The 19,687-nt window shown below is 71.1% G+C and carries 20 protein-coding genes and 2 pseudogenes; 6 read left to right on the plus strand and 16 right to left on the minus strand.

Annotated elements, in window-relative coordinates:
• Positions 1-110: 110 nt before the first annotated feature.
• Positions 111-741: pseudogene (locus tag ACWFR1_RS31100) on the minus strand (PHP domain-containing protein); the annotation flags it as partial.
• A gap of 152 nt (positions 742-893) precedes the next feature.
• On the opposite strand from ACWFR1_RS31100, the gene ACWFR1_RS31105 reads away from it, so the two are divergent.
• Positions 894-2,318 carry an RtcB family protein gene (locus tag ACWFR1_RS31105; RefSeq protein ID WP_453557092.1) on the plus strand — a complete coding sequence of 475 codons (1,425 nt, stop codon included), beginning with the start codon at positions 894-896 and terminating at the stop codon, positions 2,316-2,318.
• A gap of 19 nt (positions 2,319-2,337) precedes the next feature.
• Here the strand turns inward: ACWFR1_RS31105 and ACWFR1_RS31110 are convergent, their stop codons facing one another.
• From ACWFR1_RS31110 to ACWFR1_RS31125, 4 genes are all read right to left on the minus strand, one after another.
• Positions 2,338-2,796: a CBS domain-containing protein gene (locus tag ACWFR1_RS31110; RefSeq protein WP_141297002.1), complete on the minus strand. Its 459-nt coding sequence runs from the start codon at positions 2,794-2,796 to the stop codon at positions 2,338-2,340.
• 11 nt (positions 2,797-2,807) lie between these two features.
• Positions 2,808-3,002, minus strand: coding sequence for a hypothetical protein (locus tag ACWFR1_RS31115; RefSeq protein WP_453557095.1), 195 nt, complete (start codon positions 3,000-3,002; stop codon positions 2,808-2,810).
• Positions 3,003-3,095: 93 nt separating this feature from the next.
• Entirely contained in the window at positions 3,096-4,568 is a 1,473-nt protein-coding gene (locus ACWFR1_RS31120; RefSeq protein WP_453557166.1) for a bifunctional aminoglycoside phosphotransferase/ATP-binding protein, read from the minus strand.
• A 100-nt stretch (positions 4,569-4,668) separates the two neighbouring features.
• Positions 4,669-5,535 (minus strand): universal stress protein, encoded by an 867-nt coding sequence (locus ACWFR1_RS31125; RefSeq protein ID WP_453557097.1) that lies wholly within the window; start codon positions 5,533-5,535, stop codon positions 4,669-4,671.
• A 308-nt stretch (positions 5,536-5,843) separates the two neighbouring features.
• On the opposite strand from ACWFR1_RS31125, the gene ACWFR1_RS31130 reads away from it, so the two are divergent.
• Entirely contained in the window at positions 5,844-6,308 is a 465-nt protein-coding gene (locus ACWFR1_RS31130) for an Hsp20/alpha crystallin family protein (protein WP_453557099.1), read from the plus strand.
• Between the two features lie 100 nt (positions 6,309-6,408).
• The gene (locus ACWFR1_RS31135) at positions 6,409-6,747 is read left to right on the plus strand and encodes a hypothetical protein (protein WP_453557101.1); all 339 of its coding nucleotides are present in this window, start codon (positions 6,409-6,411) and stop codon (positions 6,745-6,747) included.
• Positions 6,748-6,853: 106 nt separating this feature from the next.
• On the opposite strand, the gene ACWFR1_RS31140 is transcribed toward ACWFR1_RS31135, so the two are convergent.
• The 5 genes from ACWFR1_RS31140 to ACWFR1_RS31160 all read right to left on the minus strand — a co-directional run bounded on the left by ACWFR1_RS31140 (position 6,854) and on the right by ACWFR1_RS31160 (position 9,951).
• Positions 6,854-7,060 carry a DUF1918 domain-containing protein gene (locus ACWFR1_RS31140; RefSeq protein ID WP_453557103.1) on the minus strand — a complete coding sequence of 69 codons (207 nt, stop codon included), beginning with the start codon at positions 7,058-7,060 and terminating at the stop codon, positions 6,854-6,856.
• 328 nt (positions 7,061-7,388) lie between these two features.
• Positions 7,389-7,967, minus strand: coding sequence for a PspA-associated protein PspAB (gene pspAB, locus ACWFR1_RS31145; protein WP_453557105.1), 579 nt, complete (start codon positions 7,965-7,967; stop codon positions 7,389-7,391).
• 19 nt (positions 7,968-7,986) lie between these two features.
• Complete coding sequence (htpX, locus tag ACWFR1_RS31150) at positions 7,987-8,913, minus strand: zinc metalloprotease HtpX (protein ID WP_453557107.1); 927 nt, start codon at positions 8,911-8,913, stop codon at positions 7,987-7,989.
• Positions 8,914-8,920: 7 nt separating this feature from the next.
• On the minus strand, positions 8,921-9,199 hold the full coding sequence (gene pspAA, locus ACWFR1_RS31155; RefSeq protein ID WP_453557109.1) for a PspA-associated protein PspAA: 279 nt from the start codon (positions 9,197-9,199) through the stop codon (positions 8,921-8,923).
• Complete coding sequence (locus ACWFR1_RS31160) at positions 9,196-9,951, minus strand: PspA/IM30 family protein (RefSeq protein WP_453557111.1); 756 nt, start codon at positions 9,949-9,951, stop codon at positions 9,196-9,198. The genes pspAA and ACWFR1_RS31160 overlap by 4 nt, the downstream gene beginning before the upstream one ends.
• Before the next feature lie 73 nt (positions 9,952-10,024).
• Here ACWFR1_RS31160 and ACWFR1_RS31165 point away from each other — a divergent pair.
• Positions 10,025-10,216 (plus strand): annotated as a pseudogene (locus ACWFR1_RS31165) (hypothetical protein); the annotation flags it as partial.
• A 57-nt stretch (positions 10,217-10,273) separates the two neighbouring features.
• Here the strand turns inward: ACWFR1_RS31165 and ACWFR1_RS31170 are convergent.
• The 3 genes from ACWFR1_RS31170 to ACWFR1_RS31180 form a co-directional block, all read right to left on the minus strand.
• Positions 10,274-11,071 carry a VOC family protein gene (locus ACWFR1_RS31170; protein WP_453557113.1) on the minus strand — a complete coding sequence of 266 codons (798 nt, stop codon included), beginning with the start codon at positions 11,069-11,071 and terminating at the stop codon, positions 10,274-10,276.
• Positions 11,072-11,436: 365 nt separating this feature from the next.
• A complete protein-coding gene (locus ACWFR1_RS31175) occupies positions 11,437-12,393 on the minus strand; it encodes a universal stress protein (protein WP_453557115.1) in 957 nt (318 codons plus the stop codon).
• A 114-nt stretch (positions 12,394-12,507) separates the two neighbouring features.
• The gene (locus tag ACWFR1_RS31180; protein ID WP_453557117.1) at positions 12,508-12,906 is read right to left on the minus strand and encodes a DUF5997 family protein; all 399 of its coding nucleotides are present in this window, start codon (positions 12,904-12,906) and stop codon (positions 12,508-12,510) included.
• Positions 12,907-13,078: 172 nt separating this feature from the next.
• Here ACWFR1_RS31180 and ACWFR1_RS31185 point away from each other — a divergent pair, with 172 nt between their 5' ends.
• Positions 13,079-13,885 carry a LysR family substrate-binding domain-containing protein gene (locus ACWFR1_RS31185; RefSeq protein ID WP_453557119.1) on the plus strand — a complete coding sequence of 269 codons (807 nt, stop codon included), beginning with the start codon at positions 13,079-13,081 and terminating at the stop codon, positions 13,883-13,885.
• Between the two features lie 102 nt (positions 13,886-13,987).
• Complete coding sequence (locus ACWFR1_RS31190) at positions 13,988-14,569, plus strand: Type-2Aa cytolytic delta-endotoxin (RefSeq protein WP_453557121.1); 582 nt, start codon at positions 13,988-13,990, stop codon at positions 14,567-14,569.
• 39 nt (positions 14,570-14,608) lie between these two features.
• Here the strand turns inward: ACWFR1_RS31190 and ACWFR1_RS31195 are convergent, their stop codons facing one another.
• The 3 genes from ACWFR1_RS31195 to ACWFR1_RS31205 all read right to left on the minus strand — a co-directional run bounded on the left by ACWFR1_RS31195 (position 14,609) and on the right by ACWFR1_RS31205 (position 19,459).
• Positions 14,609-16,267 carry an FAD-dependent oxidoreductase gene (locus ACWFR1_RS31195; protein ID WP_453557123.1) on the minus strand — a complete coding sequence of 553 codons (1,659 nt, stop codon included), beginning with the start codon at positions 16,265-16,267 and terminating at the stop codon, positions 14,609-14,611.
• Between the two features lie 59 nt (positions 16,268-16,326).
• A complete protein-coding gene (locus tag ACWFR1_RS31200; protein WP_453557125.1) occupies positions 16,327-17,238 on the minus strand; it encodes an AurF N-oxygenase family protein in 912 nt (303 codons plus the stop codon).
• A gap of 388 nt (positions 17,239-17,626) precedes the next feature.
• Positions 17,627-19,459, minus strand: coding sequence for a S8 family peptidase (locus ACWFR1_RS31205; RefSeq protein WP_453557127.1), 1,833 nt, complete (start codon positions 19,457-19,459; stop codon positions 17,627-17,629).
• Positions 19,460-19,687 lie beyond the last annotated feature (228 nt).

Raw genomic sequence — 19,687 nt, forward strand, 5'->3', positions numbered from 1 at the left:
TCATCCCGATACACCAGTATCGGGACGACCCTCCGCCTTGCGATCGCACGCACCAGACGCCGCCCGGCCTGCCCTTCGGGCAGACGACGCTACTTGCGAAACACGCCCTAGTGACTTCTCGCCCGGAGGATGTCCTCGTCGCCCAGGTCGACACGGTCGGGCTGGGCGTTGATCTCCAGGGCGGTGCCGGTACGGGCGCAGGCGGCGAACACCTCGTCGAGGTCGGCGTCGATGCCCGGCCGCTTGCCGATGAGGCGGGTGGTGGGATGGCCGACGATACCGACGTGGGGGTCCTCGCAGGCGCGGACGAGCCGACGGACCATCGCCTGCCGGTTGAGGCTGAAGTGGGAGTGCACCGAGGTGACGCAGAGGTCGAAGCCAGCGAGGAACGCGTCGGGCCCGTCCACGCTCCCGGCCGGGGCTACGTTGAGCTCGGTGCCGTGCAGGAGGCGCATCCGATGGCGCCTGCGGTCCAGTGCCCGTACGCGTTCGTGCTGGTCCAGGAACTTCTCGTCGGTCATGCGCTGCATGGACAGGTCCGGAGCGTGGTCGGTGACCGAGTAGTAGGCGTAGCCCCGTGCGGCGGCGGCCCTCACCATCTCCTCCAGCGTGGCGAGGCCGTCGGTGAGGTCGGTGTGGGTGTGCAGGTCGCCCTTGATGTCGTCCTCCGTCACCACCTCGGCCAGCTCCCCCGCGCAGAGCCGCTTCGATCTCGCCGCGGTCCTCGCCCAGCGTGGGCGGGTTCCCGGCACCCGCCGCGCGAAAGCGCGGTCCGGACGTTGTACTGGGAGTGATGGGGATCCGTGCCACGTGAACCGCCGTGTCGAAGAACGGGCCTGCCGCCGGGGCGGCGTCCGGGGCCGCCCGCGTGGCGCGAAGAGAAGGTGGCGGGCATGGACATCACCCTGGTCGAGGAGACCCCGTTCCGGTTCCGCATCGAGCGGCAGGTCCCGATGCGCGTGCCCGGGGTCGTCTTCGCGACGCGGGAGCTACTGCCGCAGGCGGCGGGGGACAAGGCGCTGGAACAGGTCGTGAACGTGGCGACGCTGCCGGGCATTGTCCGCGCGTCGTACGCCATGCCCGACGTGCACTGGGGGTACGGCTTCCCGATCGGCGGGGTGGCCGCCACGGACATGGATGCCGGCGGAGTGATCTCGCCCGGCGGCGTCGGCTTCGACATCTCGTGCGGCGTACGGCTGCTCGCCGCCGGCGTCGACCGCGGCCCGCTGGCCCCACGGATGGGGCGCCTGATGGACATCCTGGGTGACACCGTCCCTCGCGGCCTGGGACCGGGCGGGCTGTGGAAGCTGTCGGGGCGCTCCCAGCTGGAGGAACTCATGGTCTCCGGGGCCGCCTACGCGGTCGAGCACGGCCGGGGTGTGCCCCGCGACCTGGAGCGCTGCGAGGACCGCGGGACCTTGCCGGGGGCCGATCCGTCACAGGTCGGCCAGCGCGCCGTGGACCGGGGACTCCGGCAGGTGGGCAGTCTGGGGTCGGCCAACCACTTCCTGGAGGTGCAGGCCGTGGACCGGGTGTACGACGGGCCCACCGCGACCGCCTTCGGGCTGCACACAGGTCAGGTGTGCGTCATGATCCACTGTGGTTCGCGCGGCCTGGGGCACCAGGTGTGCAGCGATCACGTCCGTGTCATGGACCAGTCCCTGCGCTCCTTCGGCATCGAGCTGCCGGACCGGCAGTTGGCCTGCGCGCCCGCCGTCTCCACGCCGGGCAGCGCCTATCTGGGGGCGATGGCCGCCGCCGCCAACTACGGACGCGCCAACCGCCAATTGCTCACCGAGGCCGCGCGCCACGCCTTCACCGTCGTCGCAGGGGCGGGCCTCGACCTCGTCTACGACGTCTCCCACAACATGGCGAAGATCGAGACGCACGATGTGGACGGGGTACGGCGCCGGTTGTGCGTCCACCGCAAGGGTGCCACCCGGGCTCTGCCGCCCGGACACCCGGACCTGCCGGACGACCTGGCGGAGGTCGGGCAGCCCGTGCTTGTGCCCGGCACCATGGGCACGGCCTCGTACGTGATGGCCGGCGTCGTCGGCAACGACGCCTTCTGGTCCTCCGCCCACGGTGCCGGACGCGTCTGGAGTCGCCACCAGGCGCTGCGCCGCGTCCGCGGCGAGCAACTGCACGAGGAGCTGGAATCGCACGGCATCGCTGTACGGCCGAAGTCCTGGCGTGCGCTTGCCGAGGAGGCGCCCGACGCCTACAAGGACGTCGACGCCGTGGCCGTCGCCACGGAGGGCGCGGGGCTCGCCCGGCTGGTCGCCCGGCTGGTACCGCTCGGGGTCGTCAAGGGATGAGCAACCAGGCGTCCCGCTGTCAGGCCCCGCGTGAGCGGGGGTCCGCGGAGGGCGGCCCGGGTGGTTCCTCCAGGACGCTCCAGGCGACCGGGCCCAGGAGGTCGGCCAATCGTTGGAAGACGTCGATGAGCATGTCGTCCACGGTCAGGACGCCCACGACCCGGTGACCGTCCAGGACGGGAAGGCGACGGAACCCGGACCTGCGGAAGGTTCGGTAGGCCACGTGGATGTCATCGGTGACGTCAACCGTGATCACGGGCGAGGTCATCACCGAATCGATCATCTCGTCCGCGTCGAGACTTCTTGCGAGAGCGGCCAGCGCGAGGTCACGGTCGGTGACGATGCCTCGGAGGGTGTCGCCCTCGGTGACGATCACGGAACCGACCCCGTACTCGGCCATCTCTCGGGCGACTTGTCTCAGCGGTGTCCTCGTGGGCACGGACACCGCCGGATGGCTCATCGCTTCGGAGACCTTCATCGGCCCGGTTCCTACAGTCCCTGGGCCAGGAGCAGCTCGTGTGCCAGCCGGGCGCCGCGAGCCGCCTGCTTCTCCCTGTCGGTGTCCTCCGAGGGGATCTCCTCCAGCCCTTCGGCGAGCGCCCTGACAGCCTGAGCCAGGACCTGCACCTGGGCCTCCAGGGTGCGCAGCCTCTCGTGCTCGTTCGGGGTGATGTTCTCGGTCATGACGTCTCCTTTTTGCGGTGAACGGGGGAGCGGGCTCTCCCGGTCGATGGGGTGAGTCGTGCTGTGGGTCGGTCGCATCGGCGTCCTTCGCTGCTATCCCGGCTCCATGTAGGGGCGGCGGAAGACGAGGGGGCCGGTGTCGTGCGGGCGTACGGCTGTCAGCGCTTGGGAGGCCGCGGCCTCCAAGGGACCGCTGGTGTCGATCACGACGGCCTCTGCCCACGGAGGCTCTCGCGCCGCGATGGCGGTGGCCACGTCGAGGTCGGCGTCGGACGGTCCGGCGGCGCGGTGTTCCAGGCGGGCCGCCGTCATCTCGTCCGGGACCTGGCAATGCAGGGCCACGAGGTCGGCATGGGTGCGTTCAGCCACGCGCCGGGCGGCTTCGCGCTGTTCGGCGCTCGACCAGGTGGCGTCCAGGACGACGGACTCGCCGCGGGACAGCAGGGTGGCTGCGCGTTCCAGCAGGGCCGCGTAGGTCGTGGCGGTCCACTCGGATGTGTACAGGCCCTCGCCGTAGGGGGCGGCAGAGGGCCGGTCCGCGGGGAGGCCGGCGAGTTCCTTGCGGAGCCGGTCGCTGCTGAGCAGTGTGACGCCAAGACGATCGGCCAGCGCACCGGAGAGCGTGGACTTCCCGCTGCCGGGGAGTCCTCCCACCAGAGTGAGTCCGATGGCGGAGGCGCGCAGGTGCCGCAGGGCCGACGTGATCAGCCGCCGTGCGGCGAGGTCGGCGTCGGGCGCGCCCTGGCGGGCCTGGATCAGGGAGACCTTGGCGCGGACGAAGGCGCGGTAGGCGACGTAGTGGTGCCGCAGAGAGGGGGGTGCGGGATCGCCGGAGTACTCGCTGTACCGGGCGAGGAAGAATGCCGCCTGCTCCGGGGCGTCGAGTTGTTCCAGGTCCATGGCGAGGAAGGCGGCGTCGTCGATACCGTCGACGAAGCGCAGCTGGTCGTCGAACTCCAGGCAGTCGAGGACGCGGGGGCCGTCGTCGAGGCAGAAGATGTCCTCGGCGAGCAGGTCGCCGTGGCCGTCGACGATCCTGCCCTGCTCGATGCGCATGTCGAACAGCGGCTCTCGGCCGGCGAGATAGCGGCGGACCAACTGCTCGATCTCCGCCACGCCCTCGGGCACGCGGCCTTCTCCGGCCATCGCACGGACCTGCGCGAAGCTCGCTTCCCAGCGCGACGACAGGGCGTCCCGGGTGCCCTGCGCGTCCACCTCCGGCGTGTGGGGGGCGCTCGCATGGCGGGTGGCGAGCAGTCGGGCGACGGCCCGCAGGGCATCGTCGACAGCCGCGCCCTCCCGTACGAGCCGGGACAGGCGACGCTCGGCCGGCATGCGGCGCATCGCCACGACAGGCTCGGGCGCCTCGGTGTCCGGGACCCGAATCTCGCCCACGCCCAGGTAGACGTCCGGGGCGAAGCGGCGGTTGAGAGCGACTTCCCGCTCGCACGCCTCCCGCCGGGCCTCCACGGTGGTGTAGTCCAGGAACTTCAGGTCGACCGGCTTCTTGAGCTTGTAGGCACGATCGCCGACGAACAGCACGACCGCGGTATGGGTCTCGCGCACCTCCGCCCGTGGGAGTGCGCCGGTGTCAGAGGCGCCCGGCCGGATCGTGGCAGTGTGCTCCTGGCGCACCGTCGCGATCAGCTCGTTCAGCGGGGTCGGCTCAGTCATGGGGGACGACGGCGACGGGGCAGCGCGCGTGGTGCAGGGCGGCGTGGGCTACGGGACCGAGGCGTGGTGCGAGGGCGGGACGGTGCGTGCGCCGGCCGACGACCAGCAGATCGGCTCCCTCGGCAGCGCGCACGACAGCCTCGGCAGGGCTTGCGAGGCGGATCGCGTCGACCGGCTCCACGCCGGGGAACTTCTCGCGCCAGGGGCGAAGGATCTGCGCCAGCTGCTTCTGCGCTTCCTCCGTGATCTCCTTGGTGACGTCATGATCCACGCCCCAGGGGGTGTGTGCGTGGAGCGGCAGACTTCGGCCGTGGACGACCTGGAGGGGTACGCCGCGGGCCGCGGCGGCCTCGAAGGCGAAGGCGAGCAGGTCGTCGCAGGGGCCGTGCAGCTTCAGCGCGACCACGACGCTACGAAAGGCGGGGGACGAGCCCCGCTCGCGGGCCTCGGCACGGACCAGCACCACGGGCCGCGTGGCCCGTGCCACGACGGCCATGCTGACGGAGCCGAGGAAGTAGCTCTCGGAGGAAGTCAGGCCGCGCGAACCCAGCACGGTCAGCTCGGACTCGGCCGCCGCCTTCAGCAGGGCGTCCTGCGCGTCGTCGGCGAACAGGTTGCCGACGATCAGGAGGCCCGGGTGGCGGGCCTGGAGTTCCGCCTGCGCCTGGTGCACGAGCCGCTTCGCCCAGTAGTTCTGATCGATCTCCGATGCGGCGCGGACCGGCTCGGGCGCGAGCATGGGCCAGGCATGCATCAGGCGCAGAGTGACCTTGCGCCGCTCGGCCTCGTCGGCGGCCCAGTGAGCGGCCGCCATGCTCTCGGGCGAGCCGTCCAGGCCGACCGTGACGACTGGCTCCATGGCAACTGCCTCACTCTCGAACGACGCGGCAGGAAGGGACGCGCAAGCGTCGGCGACCGAGGGCCGAAGCACGCCCACTCCTCTCATTCGAGGAGTACCCCAGATTGTCCTGCCGCGCATGTGGGCCGCGACGTGACCCGGCTCGGGAGCGCTGTGAAGTTGCAGCTGTGCGCCGGAGGGGCCGGTAGGTCCCTGGAAGCCGTGCCCCGTCCGGCCCCTTCTCGGGCCCGTCCGGCACTCGGAGAGCGCGCCGACGGGCGCCAGGGTGGGGGTGACAGGTGGATCCACGACGCAAGGAGCGAACGATCATGTCAACTGGCATGGAACGTCGTCGCAGCTTCTTCCCCGAGTTCCCCGACGTCAGGGACTGGTTCGGCGACCTACCCCGCTTCCCGATGTGGCGCATGGCTTTCGACCGGCACGCCATCCCTATCGAGGTGACGAGCGGCGAGGGACGGTACGTGCTGAAGGCGGAGCTGCCCGGCGTGGACCCGGACGAGGACATCACGATCACTGTGGACGGCGACGTGCTCAAGGTCAGCGCCGAGCACGAGGAGAGCAGCGAGACGAAGGACCACTCCGAGTTCCGCTACGGCTCCTTCGAGCGCGCGGTGCGCCTGCCGGAGGTGATCGACCCCGAGGACGTGAAGGCCGAGTACGCCGACGGCATCCTTACCGTCAGCGTCGCCGTCCGGCAGCCCCAGGAGAGCCGCGCCCGCACCGTTCCCGTGACCCGCGCAGAGGGACCCGGCGAGGCGGAATCCGCCACATGAAGCCCGGCCAGGTCCCGGATCCACCCCTCGGGGCCGAAACCCCCGCACCCCGCTGAGCCCGTGCGGGCCCGGTGGGGGCCGTCCCACCTGGAGGCCCGTCATGCGCGACGGAGCGACACCGCCCCCCGGGCAGCCGCAGCGGCCCTGGCGCGCCCCCGACGGCACACTGCGCACCGGCAAGGTTCCCGTCCAGCCCCATACCGCCGAAGGCACCACGAAGACGATCTGGGTCGACGACGCCGGGGCGGTCACCCGCGCCCCGGGCAGTACGGCCGAAGGACAGTTCGGCGCCGTCGCCGGCGGCACCCTCGTCGCCGGGACGCTCGCCCTGACCGCCGCCGGCGTGGTCGGCCTGCGCCTGCGGCGCACCGAGGCCGCCACCCTGGACGAATGGGACAGCGAGTGGGCGGTCGTGGAGCCGCTGTGGACCCACCGTTGACGTACCTGAACCGGGCCGGAGCCATGGCCATCGTGTGGTGTCCTCGACAGCCGACACCCCTGATAGCCGCAGTCGGTGAAGCCGGCCACCGCCGCTCGTGGTGGGGCTACCCGGATGAGGGATCGCGTACCGGACGGGTCTCGATCACGCATCCCGGACCGGGACAGATCTCTGTCTCGTGGCCATCCTCGTAGCGCACTCGATAGGGCGCTTCGCCGTCGGGGCCGAGCCCTTTCACGACGGTGGCACGGTGCTCGGGCGTGCCTACGGCTCTGCCGCTGAATCGCAGCACGTCACCTTCGTACGCTGTCATCAACGCTCACCTCGGTCGTTGCCGCAGTCCTTGTCCTTGATCAGGACGACCCCGGCAGGCAGCTCGTGGTGAAGGGCCGTTCGGGTACCTCCAGGGGACAAGGGGGCGCGAACAGCTCGTTCCGCAGGGCGGGCGGGGCTCGTGAAGCAGGCGCATCCTGGAGTGGGAACGAACTGCGACGCCGACCCGAACGTGCCTCGGTGCGGCGGCATCACGGGCATGGTGGCAGGTGGCGCCGAGAGCCCCTCTCGGGAGCGACCATGCGACTTTCCTTCCTCGACCCCTGTACAGCCAGCCGGGTCCTTTCGCGTCCGTCCATCTGGACACGTCATAGGCCGGGGGCGCCCCAGAGCGGGAACCAGCGGGTCAGGTCCTTCTCGATCTGCAGATCGTCCTTGACCACAGCCTTGACCTGGAGTTCCAGCGGATTGTCGCGCCTGTCTCCGGGCAGCGGAGCGAACGGGTAGAAGGTGCCGCGCTTGTAGAGATAGACGAGCGCGAGGGAACGCAGCTCGGCGTCGTGGAAGGTGACCAGGGAGCAGAGCAGCTGTGGCCCGAAGCCGCTGTCCTGAAGGGCGGTGTTCACCGCGTGCAGATCGTTGACCAGGCTGGTCAGGTCGCCGGGGTCGCGGCGGGAGAGCAGCCACGAATATCCGTAGGTGTCGCGGCTGAACTCCACCGGCGCGTCACCGCGTTCGAAGTCCGCACCGAGGAGGGCACGTACCTCCTGCTGGACCTGTGCGAACGCCCCGCCCTCAATGGCGGCGAAGCAGACCGAGCCCGCTCCGGTCGGGGTGAAGCCGACGGCTGCCTGAAGGGTGATCGCCGCTGAGGGAAGACCGAAGAGCTGGTCCAGGTCAGGCTTGACCGGCTTGCTCCGGCCGAACAGGACGTCCAGGAATCCCATGGGTACCAGCTCCTTCTGCTCACGCCCCGGCGTGCGGTTCGCCGCCTGCCTCGCCCAGCTGCGCGGAGATCTCCGCGAGTGCCTCGATACGGCGTTCCAGGGTGGGGTGGGTGGAGAACAGGTGCGCCACGGTCGTGCCGGGCCCGAGGGCGGGGGTGAAGAAGAACGCGTTGAACGCCTGCGCGGTGCGCAGGTCCCGGGTGGGGATACGGGCGATGTCGCCGCTGACCTTGGTCAGCGCCGACGCCAGGACGGACGGCTTTCCGGTCAGCATCGCCGCGGCGCGGTCGGCAGCCAGTTCGCGATACCGGGACAGGGCCCGGATGAGCAGGAAGCTGACGGCGTAGACGAGGGCGGAGACCGTCATCACGGCCATGAAGACGACGGCGGTGTTCTGGTCGCGCTGGTCGCGTCCTCCGAACAGCTGGGAGTAGAAGGCGAAGCGGACGACGAGTCCGGCGATCACGCCCAGGAACGAGGCGATGGTGATCACGGCGACATCGCGGTGTGCGACGTGGGAGAGCTCGTGGGCGAGGACGCCTTCGAGTTCCTCGGTCTCCAGACGGCGCATGAGGCCGGTGGTCACGCAGACGACGGCGTTGTCGGCGTTGCGGCCGGTGGCGAACGCGTTGGGCAGGTCCATGTCGGAGACGGCGACCCGGGGTTTGGGCATGTCCGCGGTGGCGCACAGCCGGTCGATGACCCCGTGCAACCGGGGCTGCTCCTCGGGTGTGACGAGGCGGCCGTGCATGGCGTACAGGGCGATCCGGTCGGAGTACCAGAACTGCGCGCCCAGCAGCGCCGCGGCGATGAGGACCACCAGGACGACGGACTTGAGCAGCACGATCAGCGCGGCGATGAACGCCACGTACACCAGCCCGAGCAGGAACATCGTGACCACCATGCGGGCGGTCAGCTGCCGGTCGGGCTCGAAGCGGCTGCGCATCACACACTCACCCCGGGATCAGGCCCTCGTCGGAGAGCAACTCGCTCACCTGCGCGAGACTGGTGCCCTCATCGGGAAGTACGAGTTCCGACGGAGTGATCCGCTCGTCCGGCACCCGTGTGCCGAGGCTGCGCACCGCGTCCAGCAGGGCCGACAGGGCGGAGGCGAACGCCGCCTCGTCGCCCGCGGTAGCGGCCGCCTGCAGGGCGGAGTCCAGTTCATTGAGGTGATCGAGGTGTTCTTCGGCGATCTCGTACTGGCCCTCGCCGAGAATCCGCATGATCATGACCTCTCCTTCCCCTCGAGGCCCTCCACCGCCGCGGGACCGGTGGACGCCGGGAGCGCCGCCTTCATCCGGGCCAGCTCGGTCTCCACGTCGCTTCCCGCGGTGACGCGCTCGAGTTCGGCCTGGATGTCGTCACGGCCGGCCGGCAGCGTGGCGTCGTCCAGCGCGCCGGAGGCGATCAGCTCGTCCAGCGCACCGGCTCGCGCCTGAAGCTGCTCGGTCTTGTCCTGCGCGCGTTGCATCGCCAGGCCCACATCGCCCATCTCCTCGCCGATGCCGGTGACCGCCTCGGTGATGCTGGTCTGCGCCTCGGCGGCGGTGTAGGTGGCCTTGATCGTCTCCTTACGGGTGCGGAACGCCTCCACCTTCGCCTCCAGACGCTGCGCCGCCAGCGTCAGCTTCTCCTCCTGGTCCTTCAGCGACGCCTGCTGTCCCTCCAGATCGGTGATCTGCGAGTCCACTGCCGTACGCCGGGTCAGCGCCTCACGGGCCAGATCCTCACGCCCCATGGCAAGTGCCTGTTCCGCCTGGCCCTGGAGCTTGCCCGTGGACTGCCGCAACTGGTTCACCTGCAGCTCGACCCGCTTGCGGCTGGTCGCCACATCGGCCACGCCACGCCGCACCCTCTGCAGCATCTCGCGCTGCTGCTCGTAGGAGTAGTCCAGAACCTCGCGCGGGTCCTCGGCCTTGTCCAGCGCCTTGTTCGCCTTGATCCGGAACAGGGTGGCGATGCGTTGGGTGATGCTGGTCATGGCGACCGCCTTCCTCGATGCCGCGGGTCAACCACCGGAACGCGCCTCTTCCATTGTCCGGGTGCTTCACCGCCCCGGCAGCTTCGGCATCGACGCCTGGTACCTCACGGCCGTCGACTTCCGCACCGGACAGCGGGCCTTCTCCCGCTTCACCGGCACCGGCCTCGCCTACGACAACAACTGGGCGCCGATCACCATCGGCCCGGACGGCACCGCGTACGTAGGCGTCTTCACCGGCATCGTCGCCGTCCGCGACGCCGCCTGACGGGACGCACGGAACCGCCCCGCGACCAGGTGGGTCGTGGGGCGGTGACCGTACCGGTCATTCCATCTCGGGCATCTCGCCGACGGTGGTCTTGACGTCGATCACGGCGAACGTCGCACCCTGCGGGTCCAGGATCGTCGCGAAGCGCCCGAAGGGGCTGTCCATCGGCCCGAACAGCTTCCGCCCGCCGAGCCGTGTGGCCGCCTCGGCCGCCTTGTCACAGTTGTCCACGGCGAAGTAGAGCTGGATGTACGCGGGGATCTCCGGCGGGTAGTCCTCCGCCGTCATCACCATCCGTCCGAGCACCGGATCGGCACCGAGGTCGAAGAGCCGGTAGTCCATGTGCTCGTCCTTGATCTTCTTCGAGCGGTAGCCGAAGACCGCCGTGAAGAAGTCGTCGGCCTTCCCGGGCTCCCGGGTGAGGACCTCGGCCCACACGTACGAGCCGCTCTCGCCCTCCAGCTCGAAGCCCTCGTGGGCACCCGCCTGCCAGACGCCGAACGTCACGCCCGCCGGGTCCTGCGCGAGGCACATCGACCCGAAGTCGCCGACCTGCATCGGCTCCATGAGGATCGTGCCGCCCGCCGACCGGATCTTCTCCGCCGTGGCGGAGACGTCCGGCGAGGCGAAGTAGAGGCACCAGGCCGACTGCGGCTCCCCGTCCTGCCCCGGCATCGGCGGGACGACGGCCGCGACCGCCTTGCCGTTCTTGTACGCCTGTGTGTAGTTGCCGTACTCCGACGAGGACTCGCCGAAGGTCCAGCCGAGCACGTCACCGTAGAACGTCTTGGCGCCCTCGACGTCGGTGAACATCGCGTCGGTCCAGACCGGCGTGCCTTCAGGTCGTGAGGCCATGACGGTGACTCTCTCTCTCGATCGATGTCGTACTCCTGTGAGCCACGCTAACCACGCTCGCCACACCCCGCGCGGTGACGCACCGCGACCGGGACCGCCCGGTACCTGAGCCGGGCCGGCCTCTGTGTACCAGGCGCCATTGATGGAGAAGAAAAAGCCTGAAACCCCTTGAATCGGTCGAAAAAAGGAGGAAACTCGTTTTTACACCGGATTACCGGAAAGAGCCGCACCCGCCGACGGAGACGTCCGAAGGCCCGCGTGACCCTTGACTCGGCTCTGGCCAGGCCCCCGGCGGGGCCGGTCGGGCACGGAGCCGTCGGCGACGGCCGATGACCGCGCGAACCGATCAGGACCGCCGGGGACTGTCATGTCCCGAGGGTGTCCCCGGCGGTTCCCGGCGGGACCACCGCGACCGGGCAGTGCGCGTGGTGCAGCACCGCGTGGGCGACCGAACCGATGAGCAGCGAGCCGATCCGGTGCCGGTGGTGCCGTCCGACGACCACCAGACCGGCATCCCGCGAACCCTCCACGAGCCGCCCCGCCGCGTCCCCGGGCACCACGGACGGAACCAGCCGGACGTCAGGCCACCGCTCCACGAAGGGCCGGAGCCGCTCCCGCTGCTCCCGCTCCGCCTCCCCGATGAGCTCCGCCGAGTCGTCCGCCTCCGGCAGCGGCGGTGGCACCTGGAGCGCCGGTGACGGGGCCGCGAGCAGCGCGCTCGGCTGCGGGGGCAGGCGGAACGCGGTCACGACCTCCAGCGGTACGCCCCGCTGTCGAGCCGCCTCGAAAGCGAAGGCGACCACCTCGTCCGGGGTCTCCTCCGGGTGCATGCCCAGCAGGACCCGCCCCTTGTCCGGCCCGCCGGGCGGCTCGACCGTACGCGCCTCGTGCGGCACGACCACGAGCGGACAGGGGGCGGTCATAGCCAGCGTGCGGCTGGTCGAGCCGAGCAGGAGCGCCACGAAGCCGCCGTGCCCCCGGGAGCCGGTCACGAGGAGCCGTGCGCCCTTCGCCGCCGCCGGCAGCGCGTCGCCCACGGTCCCGTCGAGCGAGACGTACCGTACGGGAACGGTGTGCCCGCGCTCCTCCACCACGGTCCTGACGGCGTTCAGCACCGTGTCCGGCAGCTCGGGTTCCTTGCCGAGGGAGGCGATCCGGGCGGCCCCGAGCTGGAGCGCGTCGGAGCGGACATGGGCCACCACCACGGGCGTCCCGAGCTTCTCCCCGGCGCCCAGGGCCCATTCCAGGGCGCGGAGGCTGTGCTCGGAACCGTCCACGCCGACGACGACCGGGGGCTCGGAGGCGGTGCTCGTGTCGCTCATGAGGCGGTGCTCGTGTCACTCATGACGACATGCCTCCCGCACGCGCCCGCACGCCACACCGGCCCGTACCGAAGCGACTCGGTACGGGCCGGTGGAAAAGGTGGGGAGGAGGTGTCAGGCGCTCTCGTCGCGGCGCGCCCGCTCCGCGTCCCGCTCCTTGATGCGGACGGTCTCGGCGCGGACCTCCGACTGCGTGGCCCGCTCCTTCCGGAGCCACGCGGGGAGTTCGTCCTTGATCGCGTCGATCTGCTCGGTGGTGAGCGGCTCGGTGATCCCGCCGCGCGCGAGTCCGGCGATGGAGACGCCGAGCTTGTTGGCGACGACCGGGCGGGGGTGCGGGCCGTTCTTGCGCAGCTCCTGGAGCCAGGCCGGCGGGTCGGCCTGGAGTTCGGTCAGCTCGGCGCGCGAGACGACACCCTCCTGGAACTCGGCGGGGGTGGCTTCGAGGTACACACCCAGCTTCTTCGCCGCGGTCGCGGGCTTCATCGTCTGGGAGTTCTGGTGCGACGTCATGGTGTCAAGAGTATCGAGCATGCGGGCGACCTCCGACCATGTCCGCTACCGGTAGCCTGGCGGGGTGACAGGCTCGGACGTTTCCCCCGCGGAATCCCCTACGGATTCCCCCGCCCCTTCCCCCTCCTCCGCTCCCCCTTCCCCCGCCTTCCGGCTGGCGTACGTCCCGGGAGTGACGCCCGCGAAGTGGGTGCGGATCTGGAACGAGCGCCTGCCCGACGTGCCGCTGAGCCTTCTCGCCGTGGACCCCGCCGATGCCTTCGGCGCGCTCCGGGAAGGGAGCGCGGACGCCGGTCTCGTCCGGCTGCCCGTCGACCGTGACGACATCAGCGCCATCCCGCTCTACACGGAGACCACGGTCGTCGTCGTCCCCAAGGACCACCTGTTCGCGGAGGTCGAGGAGATCTGGGCGTCGGACCTCGCCGACGAGCTCGTCCTGCACCCCCTCGACGACGCCCTCGGCTGGGAGCAGCCGCCGGGCCGCCTCGCGGACGAGCGCCCCGAGACGACGGCCGACGCGATCGAGCTCGTCGCGGCGGGCGTCGGTCTGCTCGCCCTCCCGCAGTCCCTCGCCCGGCTCCACCACCGCAAGGACCTGACGTACCGGACGCTCAACGACGTCCCGCAGTCGCGCGTGGCCCTGGCGTGGCCGGCGGCCGACGAGGCCCCCGACCTGGTGGAGGAGTTCATCGGGATCGTGCGAGGCCGGACGGTGAACAGCACCCGGGGTCGTCGAGCCGAGGCGCAGAAGGGGCAGAAGCAGCCGAGGAAGGAGCAGAAGCCGGGCCGGTCCGCCAAGCCGGGCGGCGGCTCCCGCACCGGAGGCAGGCCCACGGCGGGGGGCAAGGGCGGCGCGAAGAGCGGCGGCAAGGGCGTCGCCAAGGGCGGCGCCAGGAGCGGTGGCAAGAGCGGCGGCAAGACCGGTGGCGCGGGCGGTTCCGGCCGCGGCAAGGGCGGGAAGCCCCGCGGCCGTTCCTGACCCCGGCCGCCGTGCTGTCCGCACGGCGGACGCCCCTCACCGGGGCGGGAGAGCCTCGGCATACTGACCCCTCCTGATCATCCAGATCACGCAGGAGGAGCTTTGGCCGCCAGTTTCAGGACCGTCGTCGAGGTGGGACCGGATCATCTCGAACGGGCCCGGTCCATCGACCGGGTGTTCCAGGAGGCGATCGCGCCCGCGACCGTCAACTTCGACTTCGAGGCGATACGGGCGGCGGCCGCCGCCGTCCCCGGCACCACCGTCGTGCGGCAGGTCAGGGGCTGGGGTCTCCAGGAGCACGCCCCCGTCCTGGTCATGGTGCTCTCGCTGAAGGAGGCCGTCCGGCAGGCCCTTCCCCCGGAGTACGCGGAGGCGGGGTTCTGGGGGACCGTCGAGCGGGAGCTCGTCGAGGCGTTCACCGGCCTCGCCGCGAAGGAGGGTCGGCCCGGACTCTCCTTCTACGAGGAGTCCGAGCACCGCACCCGCTTCTACCGGGACCTGTTCTTCGCCCTCCAGGACGAGGCGACCGGGGAGGACATCTACGCCCTCGCCTTCTGCGTCGACGTGACCGTCGAGCTCCCGAAGGCCGAGGCCACCACCCTGGAGCTGACGGACGTCGTCCCCTTCGCCGTCCGGCTCAACGCGATCGTGGTCCGCCAGGCGGCCCCGGCCGTCGCTGTCTGAGCCGTACCGGCCCGCCGTCCCGGGCCGGACACCCACGCCTCACACCGCCCTGCGCCACCGCCCGCCCCGCGCCGCCGCGACGAGTTCCGGCACCGTCGCCAGCTTGACCCGGGGCCGCCCCGCCTCCCGGCCCCGTGCCCGCTCGGCACGCTCGATGGCCGCGAGACCGCGCGCGTCGACGAGACCGGTGCTGCGGCTCCGTACCAGCTTGCGGAAGGCCTGCGGGGTGCCCGTGGGGGAGGGCAGCGCACCCGCGACCGCGTCCGCGAGCAGGGTCCCGACCGTCTCCTCCGCGCACGCCCGGTTGGCCCCGATGCCTCCGGACGGTCCCCGCTTGACCCAGCCCACCACATAGCCGCCGGGCAGTCCGGTAACCCGTCCCGCCTCGTGGGGCACGGTGCCGGTCGCTTCGTCGAAGGGCAGCCCGGGCAGACGCACCCCGCGATAGCCGATCGCCCGGACGAGCAGACCCGACCCGATCTCCGGAGCCGCCGGCGATCCGTCCTCCGTCACCCGGACCGCCCGCACCCGCTCCGTACCGACGGCCTCGACCGGCTCCGAGTGGAAACGCAGGACGATCCGGCGCCGGTCCGCGGCCGGCTCCCGCGTCCAGTCCACCGGCTCGCGGGGCACGTCCCGCAGGAGCGCGGCCCGGTCCCCGGGTACGGCGGTGTCGATCGCCTCCCCGGTGCGCGGGTCCCGGTCGTCGACGAGCAGCTCGACCCCCGGCAGGTGTTTCAGGGCGAGGAGTTCGGACGCCGTATACGCCGCGTGCTCGGGGCCCCGGCGGCCGAGCAGCACCACCTCCCGCACCCGCGCGGCGCTCAGGGCGCCGAGGGCGTGGTCGGCGATGTCGGTGGCGGCGAGGGAGTCGGGGTCCATGACGAGGATCCGGGCGACGTCGAGGGCGACGTTGCCGTTGCCCACGACCACGACCCGCCCGGCCGGCACGTCGACCGCGTCCGCGGCCGTCTCCGGATGGGCGTTGTACCAGGAGACGACCGAGCTCGCGGAGACGCTGCCCGGCAGGTCCTCGCCGGGGATGCCGAGCCGCCGGTCGGCGGGCGCGCCCACCGCGTAGACCACCGCGTCGTGGTGCGCGGCGAGCTCCTCGACGGTCACGTCCCGGCCGATCTCCACACCCAGTCGCAGCCGGACGCGGGGGTGGGAGTGGAAGCGGGCGAAGGTGTCCCCGGCGCCCCTGGTCGCCGGGTGGTCCGGCGCCACGCCGTACCGCATCAGACCGCCGGCGACCGGCAGCCGGTCGATCAGCGTGACCTCGGCGTTGGTGTGCAGGAGCAGGTCCTCGGCGGCGTACATGCCCGCGGGTCCCGTGCCGACGACGGCGATGCGCAGCGGGGCGAAGTCGGCGGGCAGCGAGCGGGAGAAGGCCGGTTCGCCCCAGGCGTGGAACATGGGCGAGGCGACGGCCGGGGCGGGCGAACGGTCCGCGTAGTAGGCGGCGTTGACCGCCTCGTACTCCTTGAGTCGGCCGGTGAGCCGGTCCGCGGGGACGACGGCGTCGACGGGGCAGGCGTCGGCGCAGGCCCCGCAGTCGATGCAGGCCCGGGGATCGATGTACAGCATCTCCGTGGTGCCGAAGTCCGGTTCGTCGGGCGTCGGATGGATGCAGTTGACCGGACAGACGGCGACGCAGGTCGCGTCGGAGCAGCAGGTCTGGGTGATGGCGTAGGTCATGGCGTCGACTCGACTCTGATGCGGGAGACGGGGCGGGGGTCGGCGGGCGGCGGCGGGGGTCAGACGAGGTGCGCGCGCCGGTAGAAGAAGAGCGCGGGCCGCGTCAGCATCCCGACGTCGGCCAGGAAGTCCATGAGCCCGGAGCAACTGGCGCGCAGCCGCGCCTTGTAGTGCTCGTTGGCGGCCGCCTCGCGGCGGGCCCGCTCGGGGTCGAGCCCGGCCCGTACGTACACCTCCGGGTTCACCAGGCTGGTGATGATGTAGTACGCGGCGATGGCCACCACGAGGGCCTGGAAGTGACGGCGCGGCCTGCTCGCGCGGGCGAGGTGGCGGCGCGTCTCGTCCCGGGCGAACTTCATGTGCCGGGACTCCTCGACGACATGGATGTTGTTGATCGTGCGGACGAAGGGGACGACCCGCTCGTCCCGCATCCAGTCGCGCTGCATGACGTCGAGCACCTCCTCGGCGACGAGGATGCCGGCGTACGCGGCCTCGCCGAAGCCGACGGTCTTCATGAAGCGCCCGAGCTCGAGGACGGCCCGACGGGGCCGGTACGCCGGCGCGCCGAGCTTCTGGGAGCCCCGGGCGAACATGATCGAGTGCCGGCACTCGTCGGCGACCTCGGTGAGGGCCCACTGGAACCGGGGGTCCGTGTGGTCCATGAGGTAGATGTCGCGGAGCACCATCTGCTGGAGGATCATCTCGAACCAGATGCCGGTGCTGGCGACCGAGGCGGACTCCTGCCGGGTCAGCTCCTTGCGCTGCTCCTCGGTCATCTCGTGCCAGTAGGCGGTGCCGTAGAGGGAGTTCCACTCGGGGCTCTGTCCGTGGAAGTCCTTGTCGAGGGGCGTGTCCCAGTCGACCTCGACGGCGGGGTCGTACGAGAGCTTCGCGGCCGACCGGAGCAGCCGCTCGGCGACGTCCGAGTCGGTGGCGTCCCGGCTCTCCGGGCGAACGGTGCTGCTTGCCATGGTGCGGCTCCTGGGGTCGCGTGATCGCCTCGGGCACGCTTGTTAGACGCGGTGTCTAGCAAGCTTGTTAGACGGAACGTATAGCAAGGGGGGCGGGCAGGCCTACCCCTCGGTACGGACTTTCTCGCCCGGCCTTCCCGGCACATGCGAACGGGGCCGGAGCCAAGGCGGCTCCGGCCCCGTCATGGGGTCGCGTGGTGCGAACGGCGGTGCTAGGGCGTGTTTCGAAAGTCCCGTCTGCCGGGCGACGCCTGGCACGCACGCTCGCCGCGTTGTCGGGATCATCCCGATACACCAGTATCGGGACGACCCTCCGCCTTGCGATCGCACGCACCAGACGCCGCCCGGCCTGCCCTTCGGGCAGACGACGCTACTTTCGAAACCCGCCCTAGAAGGTCAGGTTCCAGGCGTCGATCCTGCCCGTGTCCTGGTTCGCGTTGTCGTTCACGCGGAGCTTCCAGACGCCGTTGGCGACCTCCGCCGAGGCGTTGACCGTGAACGTCTGGACGATGTTGTCCGTGCCGCTGCCGGTCCGGTTGTGCACCGTGTAGAGGGTGCCGTCCGGGGCCACCAGGTCGACCTTCAGGTCACCGATGTACGTGTGCTTGATGTCCACGCCCACCTTGAGGGTCGCCGGGGCGTTGCCCGTGACCCCGCTGACCGTGATCGGGCTGTCGACCGTCGTGTTGTCGGCGATCGCGACGTCGGTCAGGTTCTCGAAGTACGCGCCGGGCGGCGGAGTGGTGCCCCCGACGGCCTTCAGGGCGTCGACCGCGCCCTCACCGAAGAAGCCGTTCTTGGTGGTGGTGCCCGTGCAGCGGGTGTCCGAGGGGCACGCCCGGTCCGTGGCCTGGACGCCGAGCTGGTCCCGGATCTGCGCCGGGGTGAACGTCGGGTTGACGCTCGCGATCAGCGCCGCGACGCCCGCCACGTGCGGGGAGGCCATCGACGTGCCGTTCTTGTTGCCGTACTTGCCGCCCGGGAGCGTCGAGTAGACACCGGAGGTGCCGTCGCCGCCGGGGGCCGCGATGTCGATGACGCCGTTGCCGAAGTTCGAGTACGAGGCCTTGGCGCCGCCGTTGCCCTGTGCGGCGACCGTCACCACGCCCGGGAGCTCGGTCGGGATGTCGATGCAGGCGTTGGTGATGGTGCGGGTGACCGGGGTCGAGTCGTTGGGGGACTCGGAGTCGGTCGTCTTGTTCGCCAGGTCGTAGTTCGAGTTGCCGGCGGCGGCCACCTGGAGCGAGCCCTTGCCCTCGGCGTACGCCTGGGCGCGGCGGACGCCCTCGATGATGGCGGCCTGGTCCACGTTGTCCGGGCAGTTGAACGCCCACGGGTCCGTGTAGTAGCTGTTGTTGGTGACCTTGAAGCCGTGGTCACCGGCCCACACGAAGCCACAGATCGTGTTCTCCGCGAAGAACAGGCTGCTGGTCGGCTCCGCGATGCGGACCGAGGAGATCTTCACGCCCGGCGCGACGCCGATGACGCCCTTGCCGTTCTTCGCCGCCGCGATCGTGCCCGCGACGTGCGTGCCGTGGGTGCCGACGTCGCGCCAGGAGCCGGCGCGGGTGTCCGCCTTGCCGTAGGCGCAGGACGCCGAGTCGGCGGCGTTGAAGTTGGGCGCGATGTCCTGGTGCTGGTCGTCCACGCCGGTGTCGAGGACGCCGACCTTCACCGTCGCCGAGCCGGTGGTGACGGCCCAGGCCTGGTCGGCCTTGATCTGCGTCATGTCCCAGCGGTTGGACTCCGTCAGCGTCGTCGCGGACTGCGACGGGTTCGCCGGGAGGGCGGGGCTGTAGGCGTCGGCGGGGACGTCGGACGTACGGGTCGCCCCGACCTGCTGGACGCCGCCGACGGTCCGCATCGACGAGGCGAAGGAGGCGGAGGTCGAGTGCGCGACGATCACGCCGATCGCGTCGTACGTGGCGAAGACCGAGCCGCCGTTGGTCGTCACGGCGCCGCTGACGGCGGAGGTACCGCCCGGCGCGGTGATCACCAGGTAGGCGCGGGTGCCCGCGGCCCAGGCCGCCGGTGCCGCGGCAGCCGTGGTGGTCGTGGGGGTGGTGGTCCGCGTCGCCTCCGCGGAACGGGCCGCGACGGGCGCGGTGTCCGTCGGCGCCGCCTGGGCGAGTCCGGCGGGAGCGGCGAGCGCCACGGTCGTGCCGAGGGTCGCGACGGCTATGGCCGAGATTCTCCACCGGCTGGATATCTGGGAAAACAATGCGTCCTCCGATGACCCGGTGGCGCGTGTGGCGCCCGCCGGGTCCTGTGATGTGTGGGGTGGATGCAAGATCCCAGACTCGGGAGGCGGAGGGAAGCATTCTGTCCGAGAAGCCCGTTCGCGTTACGCACTGTTGACCGAACAGCGTCAAAAGTGCCGAACATTCTGGACAGGTGTCCATGTATGCTGGACACCTGTCCAGGAAGCGTGGCGTGGTGAGGAGAGAGT

This window comes from Streptomyces sp. NPDC055103, assembly GCF_053607625.1.

Excerpts from the sequence above, each read along its gene's own strand:
- ACWFR1_RS31105 (WP_453557092.1), top strand. The coding sequence starts at position 894 with ATGGACATCACCCTGGTCGAGGAGACCCCGTTCCGGTTCCGCATCGAG.
- ACWFR1_RS31110 (WP_141297002.1), bottom strand. The coding sequence starts at position 2,796 with ATGAAGGTCTCCGAAGCGATGAGCCATCCGGCGGTGTCCGTGCCCACG.
- ACWFR1_RS31115 (WP_453557095.1), bottom strand. The coding sequence starts at position 3,002 with ATGACCGAGAACATCACCCCGAACGAGCACGAGAGGCTGCGCACCCTG.
- ACWFR1_RS31125 (WP_453557097.1), bottom strand. The coding sequence starts at position 5,535 with ATGGAGCCAGTCGTCACGGTCGGCCTGGACGGCTCGCCCGAGAGCATG.
- ACWFR1_RS31130 (WP_453557099.1), top strand. The coding sequence starts at position 5,844 with ATGTCAACTGGCATGGAACGTCGTCGCAGCTTCTTCCCCGAGTTCCCC.
- ACWFR1_RS31135 (WP_453557101.1), top strand. The coding sequence starts at position 6,409 with ATGCGCGACGGAGCGACACCGCCCCCCGGGCAGCCGCAGCGGCCCTGG.
- ACWFR1_RS31140 (WP_453557103.1), bottom strand. The coding sequence starts at position 7,060 with ATGACAGCGTACGAAGGTGACGTGCTGCGATTCAGCGGCAGAGCCGTA.
- pspAB (WP_453557105.1), bottom strand. The coding sequence starts at position 7,967 with ATGGGATTCCTGGACGTCCTGTTCGGCCGGAGCAAGCCGGTCAAGCCT.
- htpX (WP_453557107.1), bottom strand. The coding sequence starts at position 8,913 with ATGCGCAGCCGCTTCGAGCCCGACCGGCAGCTGACCGCCCGCATGGTG.
- pspAA (WP_453557109.1), bottom strand. The coding sequence starts at position 9,199 with ATGATCATGCGGATTCTCGGCGAGGGCCAGTACGAGATCGCCGAAGAA.
- ACWFR1_RS31160 (WP_453557111.1), bottom strand. The coding sequence starts at position 9,951 with ATGACCAGCATCACCCAACGCATCGCCACCCTGTTCCGGATCAAGGCG.
- ACWFR1_RS31170 (WP_453557113.1), bottom strand. The coding sequence starts at position 11,071 with ATGGCCTCACGACCTGAAGGCACGCCGGTCTGGACCGACGCGATGTTC.
- ACWFR1_RS31175 (WP_453557115.1), bottom strand. The coding sequence starts at position 12,393 with ATGAGCGACACGAGCACCGCCTCCGAGCCCCCGGTCGTCGTCGGCGTG.
- ACWFR1_RS31180 (WP_453557117.1), bottom strand. The coding sequence starts at position 12,906 with ATGACGTCGCACCAGAACTCCCAGACGATGAAGCCCGCGACCGCGGCG.
- ACWFR1_RS31195 (WP_453557123.1), bottom strand. The coding sequence starts at position 16,267 with ATGACCTACGCCATCACCCAGACCTGCTGCTCCGACGCGACCTGCGTC.
- ACWFR1_RS31200 (WP_453557125.1), bottom strand. The coding sequence starts at position 17,238 with ATGGCAAGCAGCACCGTTCGCCCGGAGAGCCGGGACGCCACCGACTCG.